The sequence below is a fragment of the Halotolerantifilum yawarlongkerapense genome (genome assembly GCF_054506745.1).
Genome location: NZ_CP199719.1, coordinates 930597 through 946625, shown reverse-complemented (window position 1 = coordinate 946625; position 16029 = coordinate 930597). Strand labels below are relative to the sequence as shown.

The following is a 16029-nucleotide window of genomic DNA, read 5'->3' as shown; positions in this document are numbered from 1 at the left end:
TCCTAGTGTATCATAAAAGTCGTTCATTGAGTAAGCTAGGCAATCGCATGTCATGCAAATGGCATGAGGAAAGTCCGAGCTCCGTAGAGCAGGGTGCTGGGTAATACCCAGTGGGGGTGACCCCAAGGAAAGTGCAACAGAAATATACCGCCACTTCATTGTGGTAAGGGTGGAAAGGTGAGGTAAGAGCTCACCAGCACATTGGCGACTTTGTGGCTCTGTAAACCCCATCTGGAGCAAGACCAAGTTAGGGAGAAAAAAGGGGCTGCTCGTCCTTCCCAGTGGTAGGTCGCACGAGCGTATTGGCAACAATGCGCCTAGATAGATGATTGTCCAAGACAGAACTCGGCTTAACGGCTTGGTCGGTGAACATCATATTAACACGGTCCTTCGGGGCGGTGTTTTTGTGTTTTTTTGAGACGGAATGATTCTTAAGAATCGATGAAATTTGTCTGCAATTTGGAAGGTTGTCAGTGGAAATATGATATACTGATTGAGATGACATAATATGGTAAAGTGAGCAAGGAGGAGATTCTATGATCGTTTCAACAACACCGGGTATCGATGGCAAGAGCGTGGCCGAGTATAAGGGCATTGTCTTTGGGGAGGTCATCGCAGGAGTAGACTTTATCAAGGATTTTGCCGCTGGGCTATCGAATTTCTTTGGAGGTCGCTCCGGATCCTACGAAGGGGAGCTCATCAAGGCGCGTGAAGAAGCACTTGCCGAGATGGAGAAAAGGGCGCGATCCATGGGGGCCAATGCCGTGATTGGCGTGGATATTGATTATGAAGTGCTCGGTCAAGGTGGCAACATGTTGATGGTAACGGCCTCTGGTACAGCGGTGGTGATCAAATAATTCTGGTGTTCTGACGTGTTTTCCTGTATCATAGAAAGATATGAAGTCCGTTAGCAAGAGTGTTAAGAAATGAGGCATGCACGTGATTACACTGGGAATCAAACAAACGTTGCTCGTGGCCGAGGATTCACCCTTCGGTCTATACTTGAAAGAAAACCTTGAGGATGAGGAAAAGGTCCTGCTCCCCAATAAGGAAGTCCCCGATGACTTCCAACTAGAGGATGAACTGGAGGTCTTTATCTACCGTGACTCAGAGGATCGCTTGACTGCGACGCTGGAGGAACCCGCCCTGCAAGTTGGAGAAGTCGGTCGCCTGCGTGTGATCGATGTGACCAAAGTAGGAGCGTTCCTGGCTTGGGGTCTAGACAAGGATCTCCTCTTGCCCTTCGGTGAACAGAAGGGCACCGTACGCAAGAACGATGAAGTGGTTGTCCTTCTTTACGTGGACAATAGCGATCGGCTCTCGGCCACGATGAATGTATACACGAATCTGGCCAGTTCCGGTCCTTTTGAAGAAGGCGATCAGTGCGATGGGATTCTATACAGTTTCTCGGACCTCGGGGCTTTTGTGGCGGTGGAAGGCAAGTACCATGGCATGATCCATAATAATGAGCTTTACGGTTACTACCAGCCCGGGGATACCGTGTCCGTTCGCATCAAGAAAGTGCGAGAGGATGGCAAGCTGGAGCTTAGCCTGAGAAAACCTGCGCATGAGCAAATCGATGATGATGCGCACAAGATCATGAAGCGGATCCAGTCCAGAGACGGTTACCTGCCGCTCAACGATCACTCGGAACCCAAGCGGATCCAGGCGGAGCTACAGATGTCCAAACGTGCTTTCAAACGGGCCGTAGGACGTCTCCTCAAGGAAAACCTGATCGAGATAACGGAGAAGGGCATCGCTTTGAAGGCACCGGAAACAGAAAACGAAGCTTAAGCAACGACCACGCACCGGAGGATCCTCCGGTGCGTTTTTTTTAAAAAGATTGAAGCATTGTGCTTGGGGTAGTTATGAAATGATATCTTTTTGGCCGTTGAGGGCCAGGAGTTTGGTTCCGTTGTACCATTTTTTGGCAATGCGAACTTCCTCCTTCGATTGTATGTTCAGATAGGAGTTCATTCCATGGCGCATCAGGAGATGAAGCAGGACAACAGCATATCTATTCGAACTTTCGGTGAGTTCGATATTTTGTACCAGGGGGAGAGCATGCTCGGTACCATGGGTCGATCTTACCGAATCCTGGAGCTTCTCAAGTATTTCATTGCCTTTCGCGAGAAGCGGTTATTACCGGAGTCGATCGTCAACCATTTGTTTGAGGAGAAGGATCACAATGATCCCAAGAATGTCCTCAGAACCCAGATCTTCCGGTTGCGAAAAATGCTAGAGGAGATGGAAGAGGAACTTCCACTCGAAGGACCGATCTTTCATATTACCTTCGAATACGGTTACTACATGTTGATGTTGTGCGACCGATGCGTGGTCGATTCCGATCAGTTCGAGGTTGCCATGCGCGAGGCCAAGGAACTGGTGGATAGTAACCCTGAAAAAGCGATCGAACGATATCGTGATGGACTACGGTATTATTTGGGAGAGTACCTTGATTCCAGTGGTTACGGCGACTGGACCGTCCCGATCAAGAATCGTTACGCCCGGCTGTATTACCAGAATATGATCAAGCTGCTCAACCTATTGAAAGAGCGCAAGCGGTATGAAGAGATCATGGAGGTTTGCGAGCGGGCCATTGCCCTCCAACCCTTTGAGGAGAGTTTCCATATCCTTTACCTTGAGGCCATGATTGCCAAGGGGTTGGTACAGCAGGCTCTCAGTCATTATGAGTACACGACCTATAAACTGTACAAGGATTATGATATCAAACCGACGTCAGCCATGAAAGCTGTCTACCGCAGGATTCAGTTCGAGAGCGAAGAGAAGGCGCTGACGGATCTCAATAGTATCGAAGCCCGTCTGACCGAGCAGGAGGCCAGTGGCGCATACTACTGTGATCTCGAGTATCTCCGCTTCGTTTACAATGTAGAGAAAAGAAAATCACGACGGGATGACGAGACGCGGATGCTGGCGCTTGTAACCCTGGAGCCGATCGACTTGCCTGCGGAAAAGGCACTGGCGATGTCCAAGTTGAAAAGTGTGATTGGGGAGTCATTGCGTTTGGGTGACCTTTACGCACAGTGGAACGATAGGCAACTCCTCATGTTGCTCGATCATGCGGACTACCAACACATTGGGGTGATCGAACAGCGTATTCGATCGGCTTTCGAGGAAAAGTGCGAGAAGCCTCACCGCTTGTCTTTCTCTTTCAATCGCATTGAGATGATGATGTTTTAACCGTTCGCGGAAGAATGTGCGAGCGGTTTTCTTGTGCCCGGGCTGTAACGCATATGAACGATTTTTGTTATGAATTCCTATGCTCCTTGCAATTGAAACGCACGAAGGCTGACATCGTCCTGTGTTACCTTTAGGGTAGAAGATTTCGTGAGGAGTTGATCAAAATGATGGAATACAGTGCTAAGAAAGATCTGTTCATGCAGTTCAAGGCGCTTTACGATAACAGTGGACATTTCATGGACTATTTGTTTATCGAGGCTAGTTCGAATTTTGAAACGCTTTTTGGTGCGCCGAAAACCGCACTGATCGGTCGCAGGATGTCGGACCTCGTGGTAGAGTATGAAGATCACTTTCTGCGTCTCAACGATATATACAACGCGATGATCCCCAATACAGTCAAGAAGTTCGAGAAGTATATCCCGGAGAAAGAAGCCTGGTACCTGGTTACAATCATGGCCGATGATCCGAACCATCTTTATCTGTATCTATCTGATATTACGGAGATACGCAATCAGATGGGGGGCGCTTCACTTGACGCGGAGCAGCAGGAAATTCAAATGGGGCCCTCTTTTCCCGAGTACATGCGGAGAAAAGGGCAAGAGGATCGCCATCATGCCCAGTTCATCGATCGACTAACGGGTATTTACAATCGCCATTATTTTGAAGAGGAAATGATCCGCCTGGATGTCAAGCGTCAGCTCCCCCTCACGATTATCGTGGGCGACATCAACGGACTCAAGCTTATCAACGATGCTTTCGGCCATCGCACGGGTGATTTGGTGCTTCGTGAATCTGCAAAGATTATCAAGGGATCGCTGAGAGAAGAGGATATCCTGGCGCGCGTCGGGGGCGATGAATTTGCAGCGCTCTTACCGAGGATGCCTCGGGAGAAGGCAGAACTCATCGTGCAGCGGATCAAGTCAGCCTGTTCCGATCGTCCCCTAGAGTACCTCAACCTGTCCATTAGTTTCGGTGTAGCCGAGAAAACGGAGGAAGGGGAAAATTTGATCGATGTCTACCAACGTGCGGATGATCGGATGTACCATCACAAGTTGATCGAGAGCAAACAAATGAAGGAAGGGATCGTCCGGCATATACTCCAGTGGTTGAATGAACTGGAAGTCGAGACAGAAGGACACTTCGCGAGACTCAAGCGTTTGTCGGAGAAGGTAGGCAAGGCCGTTGGTCTCAGTGATGAGCAAATACGGGATCTGAAGCTTTTGGCAGAGTACCATGATATCGGCAAGGTCTTTGTCCCCAAAGAGCTTCTGCTCAAGCGCGAACCACCGACTCAAGAAGAGTGGGAGATTCTCAGAAGACACGCGGAAATCGGGTATCGACTTGCCAGCTCGATCTACGAGATCCATTACATCGACGAACTGGTGCTCGACCACCATGAACGATGGGACGGCCGTGGGTATCCGAGCGGACTGAAGGGAGAAGAGATCCCGATTGTGGATCGCGTTTTCGCACTGCTCGATGCCTATGATACGATGGTTCACGATCAACCGTATCGAGAGAAGAAATCCCTCGAGGAGGCAATCAAGGAGATCGAAGCTGGAGCGGGCAATCAGTTTGATCCAGAAATCACCAATACTTTTCTTTCACTGGTCAGAAGCGATGGTGCCTTGCACTGAAGGCAAGTTCCATCGCATGAAGGATAGCTCAAAGAGGGCGCTGAAAGTTATCTTTCGGCGCCCTCTTTACGGTTGACATAAACAAAAGAGCTGTGGTATACTATTCACATATTAGCGAGGACTATCCTCCGATAATGGCAAACCCGTGGAAATGCGGGGACGCAAAGCTACAGGGCCTTTCAAATGGCAGCCTGGCTACCGAAGTGGTTAGTTTTTTTATTTTCACTAGGAAATATTTTACAATTAATTGCATAGACGTCAATCGAGAGTACACTCTCAAGCGACAAAGGCAAAACCAGAGGAATCTGGTGACGCAAAGCTATAGGGCCCATAGGGGGCAGCCAGCTACCGAAAGGAGAGTTTTCGATGAGAAAATTCATCGCCAGCCTATTTGTATTGATCCTGATATTATCAACTACCGCTGTGGCCTTCGCGAACACGCAGGTAGCTTTCAATGAAGAAGCCATCGCACAGGGTGTCGTTTCTCTACAACGACAAACCGCCGGCGAAACGCTGAAACTGATGGTGGAAAAAGATGAGGCGAAGTACTACTACACCTTTGATGCCAACAATCTGAATGTCCCGCTGCAGCTGGGTAGCGGATCCTACCGCATGACGCTGCTCAGACAATCGAGCGGTAACAAGTACAGTGTGCTTGAGCGCAAGACAATCGTCGCATCGATGACTGCAGATACGAGCGTTTACCTCCAGTCCGCACAACCGGTAGACTGGGACGCGGAGATGGAAGCCATTAAACTGGCCGAAACCCTCGTGGCAGGCGCCATGGATGATCGCGAGAAAATTGAAATACTGTACGACTATGTCGTGGGAATGATGAGCTACGATTACAACAAGATCAATACCATCGACACCAATTACGTGCCGGTGATCGATGAAGTGCTGGCCACTGGAACGGGCATCTGCTATGACTACTCGGCTCTGCTCGGTGCGATGCTGAGAAGTCAAGGGATTCCTACGAAGCTCGTCAAAGGCTACCGAACCGGCATCGATGTTTACCACGCCTGGAACGAAGTTTATTTGGCCGACGAAGACCGATGGGCGATCATTGATTCGACCTACGACAATACCATTAACGCGCCTAGCATGATGTTCAAGAGCGCGAGTGATTACCTAAAGGTCCGAGAATATTAAATCGAAAGTCAGGACGGTCCCGTGGGACCGTCCTTTTCAAGTGCGCGTTTTTTGTTAAGCCTTTGTTAACCCATTGGACGAAGGGCGCGCGATGCACTATAATATAAATGAGAATGAATAACAGGTAATGGTGATGTGAAAGCGAGGATTCTATGGCTTATAAAGTGGCGTTTGTATGTGTGCACAATTCATGTAGAAGTCAGATGGCAGAAGGGTGGGCAAAGGCACTGGGTGGCGACCTGATTGAAGCTTATTCTGCCGGGACCGAGGAGTATCCAGAGGTCAAACCACGAGCCGTTGAAGTGATGGTAGAGGCGGGGATCGATATGTCAGACCACCACCCCAAGCTTTTATCCGACATACCCAGTGAACTGGATATCCTGATCACCATGGGTTGCAACGTGGTATGCCCCTTCGTCCCAAGCAAACACGAAGAAGATTGGGGTCTAGACGATCCATCGGGCGGCCCCATCGAGGGTTTCCGGAAGACGCGAGATCTGATCAAAGAAAAGGTAGAGCATCTGATCGAGCAGATTCGATCTGGTGAGTTGGATTTGTAGACATCAACACCTTCTATACTAATGGAAGGTGTTTTTTCATGAAAAATGATGTTTAATCCGGAACTATAGATTTTTAAAATACGGAAACGCTTTCATGGCCACATTTTTTGACAGTTGTACAATCCTCTGATATACTTTGAAATAGAGAAAATACGTTTATAAAATAGCGAATTGTGTGCATATGTTCATATGACATGAAATCAGTTGGAAAAAGAGGAGGTCGTGAGATTGATAGAACTCGTGAATTTGACCAAATCCTATGATGGCAAGACGAACGTCGTCGAGGAGTTAAACCTGCAGATCAACACAGGAGAGATCGTCGTGTTGATCGGTGAATCCGGTTGCGGTAAGACGACGACCATGCGGATGATCAACCGTTTGAACGAGCCCACCAGTGGGACGATTTTGATCGATGGGGAAGATTACACAGTGCGAAGCAAGATCGAACTGCGTCGACAAATTGGATACGTGATCCAGAAAGTGGGTCTCATGCCTCACCTAACGGTGGGGAAAAATATTGAGATAATTCCCGAACTCGAGGGGTGGGACGCGGCAAAACGAAAAGAGCGCGCCTTCGAATTACTCGAGCTCGTCGACTTAGCACCCGAAGATTACTACAACCGGTATCCGCACGAGCTGTCCGGTGGACAGCAGCAACGGATCGGTGTGGCTAGAGCTTTGGCGGTGAATCCGGACATTATTCTGATGGACGAGCCTTTCAGTGCGCTCGATCCTTTGACGAGAGAACAGCTTCAGAAGGAACTATTGAAGTTGCAGGATGAGTTGGGTAAAACCATCGTCTTTGTTACCCACGATATGGATGAAGCGCTTAAGATCGGCGATCGTATCGCTGTTATGAAAGACGGTAAGATCTTACAGTATGACACACCAGAGGAAATCTTGAAGCATCCGGCGGATGCTTTTGTCGAGTACTTTGTCGGGAAGGATCGTCTTTGGAAATCACCAGAGATGCTTTTTGCCAGCGACATCATGCACAAAACGCTCGTGACCGTCGGTAAGAAACGAACACCGGCTCAGGTGACGGAGGTCATGAAGAAAAAGGACCTCGAGGTACTCTTCGTCGTGGAGAAAGAAGGCGAAAAACCACAGCCTCCCTTTGGTTTCATCACGCGTGAAACACTCAGAGAACAGGGTGAGCACCGGATCAAGATGGAAGAAATCGCGAACCGAGATTTCATCACCGTTCATCAACACACCAACATGGTGGATGTGCTTCAGCTCATGGAAGAGAAGCAGGTGCGCTATCTGCCCGTTGTGAACGATGATGGGAACCTGATCGGCATGATCACCCGCGCATCGATCTTGAACATCATCACCAAGGCTGTTGTCGACTACGAAGAAGAACACCAGTAAGAGGAGGGTTGTTCATAGATGAATAGAATGAATTTTTTCGAGTTCCTGGCCTCGCGGTCCGATGAGCTCATCGGCTTGACAATACAACATATCCAGATCACAGGCCTCGCCGTGATCCTGGCGATCATACTGGGTGTCCCAGTGGGCATCTGGATCAGTAAGAAAAGAAGTGTAAGGGGCCCCGTGCTGGGCATCGCCAATATTTTTCAGACGATCCCCTCGCTTGCGCTCTTCGGTCTGATTATCCCGTTACTGGGAATCGGCTACACGCCTTCAGTCTTTGTCCTCTTTCTCTACGCCTTGCTCCCGATTATCAAGAATACCTTTATCGGGATCAACAGTGTGGATGAAGCGATTATCGATGCCGGGCGTGGGATGGGTATGACATCCAATCAGATCTTGACCAAGATCGAGATCCCCTTGGCCCTACCGGTCATTATGGGTGGTATCCGGATTTCGACGGTCATCAACATCGGTACGGCAACCATAGCGGCCCTGATCGGCGCCGGTGGTCTCGGTGAGATGATCTTCAAAGGGATCAGTATGGCGAACAACAATATGGTCCTCGCAGGCGCTGTGCCCACAGCACTGTTAGCCATTTCCATCGACAAATTGATGGGACTCTTTGAAACGAAGTTGACTCCAGAGGGAATCACTAGTCAAAAAGACGCAGCGTAGGATTTAACGAAGTATGAGGAGGAATGATCAAATGAAGAAGCTACTTATTTTAGCACTTGTCAGCGTACTTGCACTCGGTGTGCTCGCCGGTTGCGGCGAACAGGCCAAGGTCATCGAAGTAGGACATAAGAACTATACGGAACAGCGGATCACAGGACAGATCTTCGCCCGATTGATCGAGGAGAAGACGGACTACGAGGCCAACGTCACAGAGTTCGGTTCCACGAGTCTCGTTTTCGAAGCATTGAGATCAGGAGACGTCGATGTGTATGGTGAGTTTACCGGTACAGCTTACGGCGCACTGCTCGGTGAGTCCGGACTGACGGATCCCCAGGCGGTATACGACCACGTGGCTCAAGTCTTTGAAGATGAGTACAATCTGTACTGGTTGGAAGAGCTCGGCTACAACAACACGTATACCTTCAGCGTGAGAAAAGAGATTGCCGATCAGTACGGTCTTGAGACGGTATCGGATATGACCGCAGTAGCCGACGAACTGGTATTTGGTTCTACCATGGAGTTCCTTGAGCGTGAAGATGGTCTTCCAGGTGTGAAACTACACTACGGTGATTTTGACTTTGCAGAAGAGATGGCTCTTGATCCAGGCCTGCGTTATAATGCGATCGCCGAGGAGAAAGTAGACCTGATCGATGCCTTTAGTACGGATGGTAAGATCCTAGCATACGATCTGACAATCCTCGAAGACGATAAGCAATTCTTCCCACCTTACTACGTGGCACCTGTGGTCACAGAGGAAATCTACACGGAGTACCCCGAAGTAGTGGAAGCGCTTGAACTCCTCGGACAGATCACAAACGAAGAGGAAGTACAGCGACTCAACTATATGGTGGATGAAGAAGGTATGGATCCAGCCGTGGTCGCAGAAGAGTTCCTGCGCGAAAAGGGTCTGATCGAATAGCACAACCCAAAAGGTTCCCACGCGATGGGGACCTTTTTTTCGTGCTCATAAAGGGCTCCGTTCACGCCAAAGGTCAAAACATGATATAATAAGGTATATGACCCCAGTGCATCGATGCATCTCCAGGTAGAAATCATTGTCGCAGGTATGAGAAAGGATGATCGGTCTATGGTAAAAGTAACAGAACGCGCGCTCAGTCAAACGCAGGTGAGGTTGTTCTCTACCTCCAGAGCCATCGAACGGGAGATTTTTGCCCTCCACTTCGGTGAAGGATCTGAACGTGCCATTATCTCTGAAGTACGCAAGTACCAGAATACCGATGGTGGCTTCGGCAACGGTTACGAGCCTGACTTCCGTTTGTATGCCTCGACACCTATGGCCACCAGCCGGGGACTCGAGCACCTGCACCGGTATGGGAATAGCCCGATTGCTCAGATTGCGATCAATAAGGCGATCCATTACCTAGAGGACACCTATGACGAGGAGCGCGGTGGTTGGTATGCCGTGACAGCCGAAGTCAATGACTACGACCATATGCCTTGGTGGCATGTGAATGAAGAGACGGGTACCTGTCTTATCGATAACAACTGGGGGAATCCGACCATAGAACTGGCGGGATTCATGAGTTTCTACCGAGACTACCTGAAGGATTTCGATGTGGACGATCTGGTGGAGCGTGTGATCGCCTATATTCAAAGTAAAGAAGAATACCCATCCTTCAATGAGGTTTTCTGTATGGTCTGGTTCTACCATTTGGTGGGCGAGGAGATGAAAGAGCAGGTTTACGATGGCATCTGTCGTGCGGTCAAGGCTGTTCTTCCCGAGGATCCGGAAGCCTGGCGTAAAGAGTACCTGGCACGACCGCTGGATTTTGTGGTGCAAGGCGTCAATGCCTTCGAGGTACCAGAACCTTTGATCGAGGCGCAACTGGACCAAGAGGCTACCATGATCAACGAGGAGTTCGCCGTGCTACCCAGTTGGGATACGTCGCTTTATGTGGACGGTATGGAACAGGCACTTGACGAATGGAAGGCCATTTTGACCATCGAAACCCTGATGCATCTCAAAGAAAGAAACCGCCTGGAATAATTTCCAGGCTTTTTTTTGATGACAAAAGCCACCTGCTACCATATAATGTAAATATATGGTAATGAAGGAGGCTGGTTATGTTGTTGAAAGTCGTTTGCTTATTTGTGGTCATGCTTTATCTGTGGTTCATCGTGGGAATCAAGTGGCCGGGCTACCACAGGGTCTATTGTCCCTATGGTGTGATCAACACCACGGCCTTCGAAGAGAAACGGGCCGACTTACCGGACCTGATGGCGCGGTATCTTGAGCAGGTGACCCCTGAGGATCCGACAATGACCCAAACAGCCGTGCTGATCGGTCGTGGCAAGCGACGATTGTGGGGCTTCGATGTGGCCACGAGTTTCGAAACCTTTTATCTACCGGGTCTCGAGCGCATGCACCGCGTACGGTACTGTTTTTACGGCAAACCCTTTTTGGAGATTGAGGAGGATTTTCGATCGGGTGAGGGGCGGCTCCGTTTTGATCACAAGACATTCAAGTACGATGCCCTCGATGTATCGCTGCTCAAGAGTATGTGGGCCGACATGCCCTTGATGCCGCTGGCCTTCGGGCGGCGCTACCGTTTGATCTACAGAGAAGCTTCGGAAGCGGCCAAGGACCTAGCGATCGATGTGGAGCACAGGACGCAGGAGCACCGTCTTTTCCTAGCCTTTGACGAGTCCGCGCACCTATCGGTCCTCTACGGTAGCCGGTGGGATCACGAGATGCAGAGGGAACTGCCCTTCCGCGTCCGCTACGACCGTTATCGTGAGGTGGAGGGTTATGCTTTACCGCACCGCCTCCGCTTCTACCGGGGAAGCAACCGGCGTCCTGTAGAAGTGCGCAAAGTCGACACGATCTATTACAATGAGGATGTGGCCTTCCACTTTGCACCCTTTCACTTGCAACTTGATCTCTACGCGAAAATTCGTCGTTATCCCCTGTGGTTGCGGACGCTTATCGGGCGCTTTTATCTGCACCCCAACGAATTATGACCCCGAGGGGTCATTTTTTTTATGCGATCGAAAGGTTCGGTTAAGTCTGCTTTAACGCATAGGGGATATGATGGTAGCAATAGAAGTAGTCGAAAGGATGATGTTGTGATGGAACAGGCATGGATACTTGAAGCGAGGGGACTGACGAAAACCTTTGGGAAAGAACAGGCCGTCCGTTCGGTGAACCTGACAATCCAGGAGGGCGAGATTTACTGTCTCCTCGGTCCGAACGGCGCTGGAAAAACCACGACGCTCAAGATGCTGTTGGGTTTTTTGAAGCCGACAAAGGGATCGGTTTACATTGGGGGAGAGGCCATGGCCTGGAACGGTCGGGGACCCAGGGGACGCGTGGGGGCCATGATCGAAACGCCTGCTTTCTACGACCATCTTAGCGGTCGTGACAATCTGATGGTCGTGTCCCTCCTGCATGGGGGAATTGAGAAGAATCGAATCGGCGAGGTTCTCCAGATCGTTGGACTCGAGCGTTCCTCCAAGAAAAAGGTGGGTGGTTACTCCCTGGGAATGCGGCAAAGACTTGCCATCGCCCGGGCGTTGCTCGCCGATCCCGATCTGTTGGTGCTCGATGAGCCTACTAATGGTCTCGATCCGGCGGGGATGCGTGAGATCAGAGAGCTGATCACGCGTCTCTCTCGTGCACACGGAAAAACGATCCTGCTGTCCAGCCATCTCCTCGGTGAAGTACAGAAAATCTACACACGCGTGGGGGTCATCCACCATGGTCGTCTGATCGAGGAGTTCGATCGCGAAAAATTGGCAGTGCTCGAGAAGAATCGTATGCCCTTTGAGGACTACTTTCTCTCGCTCACCGAAGGGGTGAATGCCTTATGATTTATGTTTTCAAAAGCGAGTGGTACCGTTTGCTCCGAGGAAAGATGCTTCCGCTCAGTATAGGCCTGATGGCCCTGCTCACTGCACTCAACTTCATCATCATGCGTCTGGTCATCTATCTAAACCTCGAAGGAGCCGGAGAGTTATCCCGGCAGATGCTGGGGACGAGTGGTACGGATTACCTCAGGACGAGCATGGCCCAGGGATTGTCCGGAGGAACCGTCTATATTGTCCTCTCGGTGATCGTGGCCAATCTGATGACGGAAGAACTGAAAGAGGGAACCCTCAAGTACACCTTGTTGATGCGAGACCGTGTGGCGCTTTACGGGGGAAAACTACTGACTCTTTTCTCGATCGCTGTGCTGATGGCCTCGGCCATCGGTTTGGTGAACCTGGTGGTGGCGACCCTTGGTTTTCCAGCGGGCCCTGAGGGCCCTGTAATCGTCAACTGGGCGCTTGAAGTGGGCATGGCCGCCTTGGCCTTCACAGGCGTTTGCGCGCTATTGTTGCTACTTTTCACGCGCTTCGAACACATGGGAGCGGCCATTGGTCTTGGGGTTGCCCTGTACATCGGGATGAGCCTGTTTGAACTGCTTCTACCCGACAGCTTGTCCCTGGTCTTCTTTACACGCGTGTCTACCTGGTTTGGTCAAGGAGCCTACACAGAGATCACACTGCAGTCGCTGGCGTACATCCTGTGCTTCGGAGCTTGGGGCACTTGGCAGTTCAAACGCAAGGAAATCACGAGCTGAAGCCCATTTCTGATATAATGGGATAAAGGTCGGGTCGAGGGGAAGAAAGGGCCGGACGATAAGGTGCAATGAAGGAAGAAGGGTGGGAGCTTAATGACGAGAATTCTAGTGGCGGATGACGAACGGGAGATCGTAGAACTAATGACCCTGTACCTCGAGAAAGAAGGGTACGAAGTGATGCCGGCCTACGATGGGAAAGAGGCTTTGGGCCTGCTGCAAAGTGAGTCCTACCATCTGGCGATCTTGGACATCATGATGCCGGGGCTCAGTGGCTTTCAAGTGATCAAATCGATTCGTGAGGAGAAGAATCTCCCCGTGATCATCCTGTCGGCACGCGATGACTACTCCGACAAGGTGCTGGGGCTTGATATCGGGGCGGACGACTACATGACCAAGCCCTTCAACCCGCTAGAGCTTCTCTCGCGTGTGAAGGCCCAGTTGCGCCGTAGTTATGAACTCAATGACGAAGGGCCGGATGAGCCGAAGCGGAAGGCGCCCCTCGAAGTGGGGGAACTGTCCTTGGATCTGGACTGTTGTGAACTGTTGAAGAACGATGTACCGATTTCTCTTACCTCCACCGAGTACAAGATGCTGACCTACCTGATGTCCAATGCGGGGAGGGTTTTTACGAAGAAACAGATTTTTGAGAACGTGTGGGAGGAGTCCTACTACGGGGACGAGAACGCAATCCGTGTGCATATCAGCCACCTACGGGATAAGATCGAAGACGACCCCAAGGATCCAAAGTACCTCGTGACGGTCCGTGGTCTCGGTTACAAGTTCCAGGGCAAGAGAAGATGATGCCTAGAATTTTTAAAAAGCTCTACTGGTCATTGATCCTCCGCTACCTGATCTTTCTGGGTGCGGCGGTTGTGGCTACCTTTTTGTACCTCACGCTCACGATCAATACCCTCGTGGATAGCATCGCGGACACGCCGGACGTGGCCAGCTATATGATGAGCGAGATTGGGGACATCACGTACCCCGATGCGAGCGGGGGGATCACCATCCAGGGTGAGCTCGATGCAGAAAGCTGGTTGGAAGTACTCGATGGAAACGAGGTGGTAAAGGTCCGTGGCGAGAAAAGAACCGAGCAGATGGCCTACTCCCAGTCGGAGCTCAATGACATCGCGCTCAATGTAGACGAGCTAATCAAAGGTGTGGAATTTCTCTACGAGTACCATCTGTTCGAGGGTACGGACGGGAAGCCGTACACGCTCCTCTACGTGAAGCCGAACCGTATCGAACGGATGATCCGCCTAGGGGTCAATCTACCCATGGCCCTCAGGGGGACGGAGTTCGAACGTAAACTTGAGATGCGTTTGAACCGACTGCGCCTGGGTTTCGTGGCTGCGCTCTTGACGATCATTGTCTTGTTTAGTCAGCTGACCACCAAGAAGATCCTCCGGCCGCTCAAGAAATTGCAATCGGGACTCGATGAAGTCAGGCGTGGACGATACGATGCACGGCTGGCATTCAAAGGGGCGGAGGAGTTCGAATCGATCAGAGATGATTTCAACTTCATGGCGGAGAAACTAGAGAGGGCAGAAGAAGAGAACCGGGCGATCAGTGAGTCCAAGAAGAAACTCCTGCTGGACATCTCACACGATCTGAGGACACCGGCTACCACGATCCAGGGGTACGCTGAGGTGCTAAACGAAGACCTCATAGAGAATGAAGAGGAGAAAAGAAAGTACCTTCGCTATATTCTCGACAAGTCCCACGTGATGACGGATATGATCGATACCCTTTTCAAGTATTCAAAGCTCGAGAGCTCGGTGTACGATCTGTCCAGACGCGAGTATGACCTAGGCGAGTTTCTCCGGCGGATCTTGATTCGCTTCTACGGGGAGATCGAGGAGAAAGAGATGGACCTCCAGATTGCGCTCCCCGAGAAGGAAACGCTCTTCTCTTTCGACCGCGTGGAGCTGGAGCGGGCCTTTTCCAATATCCTGTCCAACATGATCAAGTATAACCCATCGGGCACGGTCCTTTTTGTCAACCTGATCAGCACGGAGGATCACCATACCGTAGTCCTGGCAGACGCGGGTGTCGGGATTGATGAGGCCCTACAACCACTCATTTTTGAAGCCCTGGTAAGGGGAGATGATACAAGGAAATCTGACGGTGGCACGGGACTCGGCCTGGCCATTGCACGCAAGGTGATTGAACTGCACGGTGGGACGATTGAACTCGAGAGCGAGCGGGACAAAGGAACGACCTTCACGATCCGCTTTCCCAGAGGATAAAAGGGACAAAAAAAGAACGCCGGACGGCGTTCTTTTTTGATGCGGATCAGCGTTTTTCGATCTCGCCGATTTCGTATCCGTTCAGTTCAACTTCCATGTGTTCGATCTTGACTTCCTCCAGCGGACGGTCGCTAAAGTTGGTCTTCACCTTGGCGATCTGGTCCACGATGTCGAGGCCATCGATTACCTGACCGAAGGCAGCGTACTGTCCGTCGAGATGGGGTGAGGTCTCGTGCATGACGAAGAACTGAGAGCCTGCAGAATCAGGATGCTGGGACCGGGCCATTGAGAGAACGCCGGGTGTGTGCTTCAGGTCGTTCTTGAAGCCATTGGCGTTGAACTCCCCTTTGATGGCGTAGCCAGGATTACCCATCCCGGTGCCCTGGGGACAACCGCCCTGGAGCATGAAGCCCCGGATGACACGGTGGAAGATCAGGCCATCGTAATAGCCTTCGCCCGCCAGTGTCAGGAAGTTATTGACGGATGTGGGTGCAATTTCTGGGTACAGCTCAGCGGTTAACGTGCCATAGCCCTCGATACGAATATTTACCTTTGGATTCACAAATATTACCTCCATTCCTTAACTAGACTCATT

General features: G+C 50.8%; 16 protein-coding genes, 1 other RNA gene and 2 riboswitches. Of the genes, 16 read left to right on the top strand and 1 reads right to left on the bottom strand.

The features are described 5' to 3' along the window. The first annotated feature begins 27 nt into the window (after positions 1-27). From rnpB to ACULM0_RS04475, 16 genes are all read left to right on the top strand, one after another. Positions 28-369, top strand: an RNA gene (gene rnpB / locus ACULM0_RS04550) — RNase P RNA component class A. 167 nt (positions 370-536) lie between these two features. Beyond that, positions 537-857, top strand: coding sequence for a putative heavy metal-binding protein (locus ACULM0_RS04545; protein WP_463679281.1), 321 nt, complete (start codon positions 537-539; stop codon positions 855-857). An 82-nt stretch (positions 858-939) separates the two neighbouring features. Further along, positions 940-1794, top strand: a complete 855-nt coding sequence (locus tag ACULM0_RS04540) for a CvfB family protein (RefSeq protein WP_463679280.1) — start codon at positions 940-942, stop codon at positions 1792-1794. 186 nt (positions 1795-1980) lie between these two features. Beyond that, entirely contained in the window at positions 1981-3201 is a 1221-nt protein-coding gene (locus tag ACULM0_RS04535) for a bacterial transcriptional activator domain-containing protein (RefSeq protein ID WP_463679279.1), read from the top strand. Positions 3202-3365: 164 nt separating this feature from the next. Next, positions 3366-4838: an HD-GYP domain-containing protein gene (locus ACULM0_RS04530; protein WP_463679278.1), complete on the top strand. Its 1473-nt coding sequence runs from the start codon at positions 3366-3368 to the stop codon at positions 4836-4838. A gap of 126 nt (positions 4839-4964) precedes the next feature. Continuing rightward, a riboswitch (cyclic di-GMP riboswitch) is annotated at positions 4965-5041 on the top strand. Between the two features lie 75 nt (positions 5042-5116). Continuing rightward, positions 5117-5191: riboswitch (cyclic di-GMP riboswitch) on the top strand. Between the two features lie 13 nt (positions 5192-5204). Beyond that, positions 5205-5990, top strand: a complete 786-nt coding sequence (locus tag ACULM0_RS04525; protein ID WP_463679277.1) for a transglutaminase-like domain-containing protein — start codon at positions 5205-5207, stop codon at positions 5988-5990. Positions 5991-6142: 152 nt separating this feature from the next. Then, a complete protein-coding gene (locus tag ACULM0_RS04520; protein ID WP_463679276.1) occupies positions 6143-6550 on the top strand; it encodes an arsenate reductase ArsC in 408 nt (135 codons plus the stop codon). Positions 6551-6778: 228 nt separating this feature from the next. Continuing rightward, entirely contained in the window at positions 6779-7924 is a 1146-nt protein-coding gene (locus ACULM0_RS04515) for an ABC transporter ATP-binding protein (protein WP_463679275.1), read from the top strand. An 18-nt stretch (positions 7925-7942) separates the two neighbouring features. Further along, positions 7943-8602 (top strand): ABC transporter permease, encoded by a 660-nt coding sequence (locus ACULM0_RS04510; RefSeq protein WP_463679274.1) that lies wholly within the window; start codon positions 7943-7945, stop codon positions 8600-8602. A gap of 31 nt (positions 8603-8633) precedes the next feature. After that, positions 8634-9521, top strand: a complete 888-nt coding sequence (locus ACULM0_RS04505; RefSeq protein WP_463679273.1) for an ABC transporter substrate-binding protein — start codon at positions 8634-8636, stop codon at positions 9519-9521. A 168-nt stretch (positions 9522-9689) separates the two neighbouring features. Beyond that, positions 9690-10610, top strand: a complete 921-nt coding sequence (locus ACULM0_RS04500; protein WP_463679272.1) for a hypothetical protein — start codon at positions 9690-9692, stop codon at positions 10608-10610. A gap of 77 nt (positions 10611-10687) precedes the next feature. Then, positions 10688-11584 carry a DUF6544 family protein gene (locus ACULM0_RS04495; RefSeq protein ID WP_463679271.1) on the top strand — a complete coding sequence of 299 codons (897 nt, stop codon included), beginning with the start codon at positions 10688-10690 and terminating at the stop codon, positions 11582-11584. Between the two features lie 108 nt (positions 11585-11692). Further along, positions 11693-12433, top strand: coding sequence for an ABC transporter ATP-binding protein (locus ACULM0_RS04490; RefSeq protein ID WP_463679270.1), 741 nt, complete (start codon positions 11693-11695; stop codon positions 12431-12433). Next, on the top strand, positions 12430-13185 hold the full coding sequence (locus ACULM0_RS04485; protein ID WP_463679269.1) for an ABC transporter permease: 756 nt from the start codon (positions 12430-12432) through the stop codon (positions 13183-13185). Before ACULM0_RS04490 ends, ACULM0_RS04485 begins: the two co-directional genes overlap by 4 nt. A 93-nt stretch (positions 13186-13278) precedes the next feature. Then, the gene (locus tag ACULM0_RS04480; RefSeq protein ID WP_463679268.1) at positions 13279-13986 is read left to right on the top strand and encodes a response regulator transcription factor; all 708 of its coding nucleotides are present in this window, start codon (positions 13279-13281) and stop codon (positions 13984-13986) included. Beyond that, complete coding sequence (locus ACULM0_RS04475) at positions 13983-15434, top strand: HAMP domain-containing sensor histidine kinase (protein WP_463679267.1); 1452 nt, start codon at positions 13983-13985, stop codon at positions 15432-15434. Before ACULM0_RS04480 ends, ACULM0_RS04475 begins: the two co-directional genes overlap by 4 nt. A 46-nt stretch (positions 15435-15480) precedes the next feature. Here ACULM0_RS04475 and ACULM0_RS04470 read toward each other — a convergent pair whose 3' ends face one another. Continuing rightward, positions 15481-16011: a peptidylprolyl isomerase gene (locus ACULM0_RS04470; protein WP_463679266.1), complete on the bottom strand. Its 531-nt coding sequence runs from the start codon at positions 16009-16011 to the stop codon at positions 15481-15483. Positions 16012-16029 lie beyond the last annotated feature (18 nt).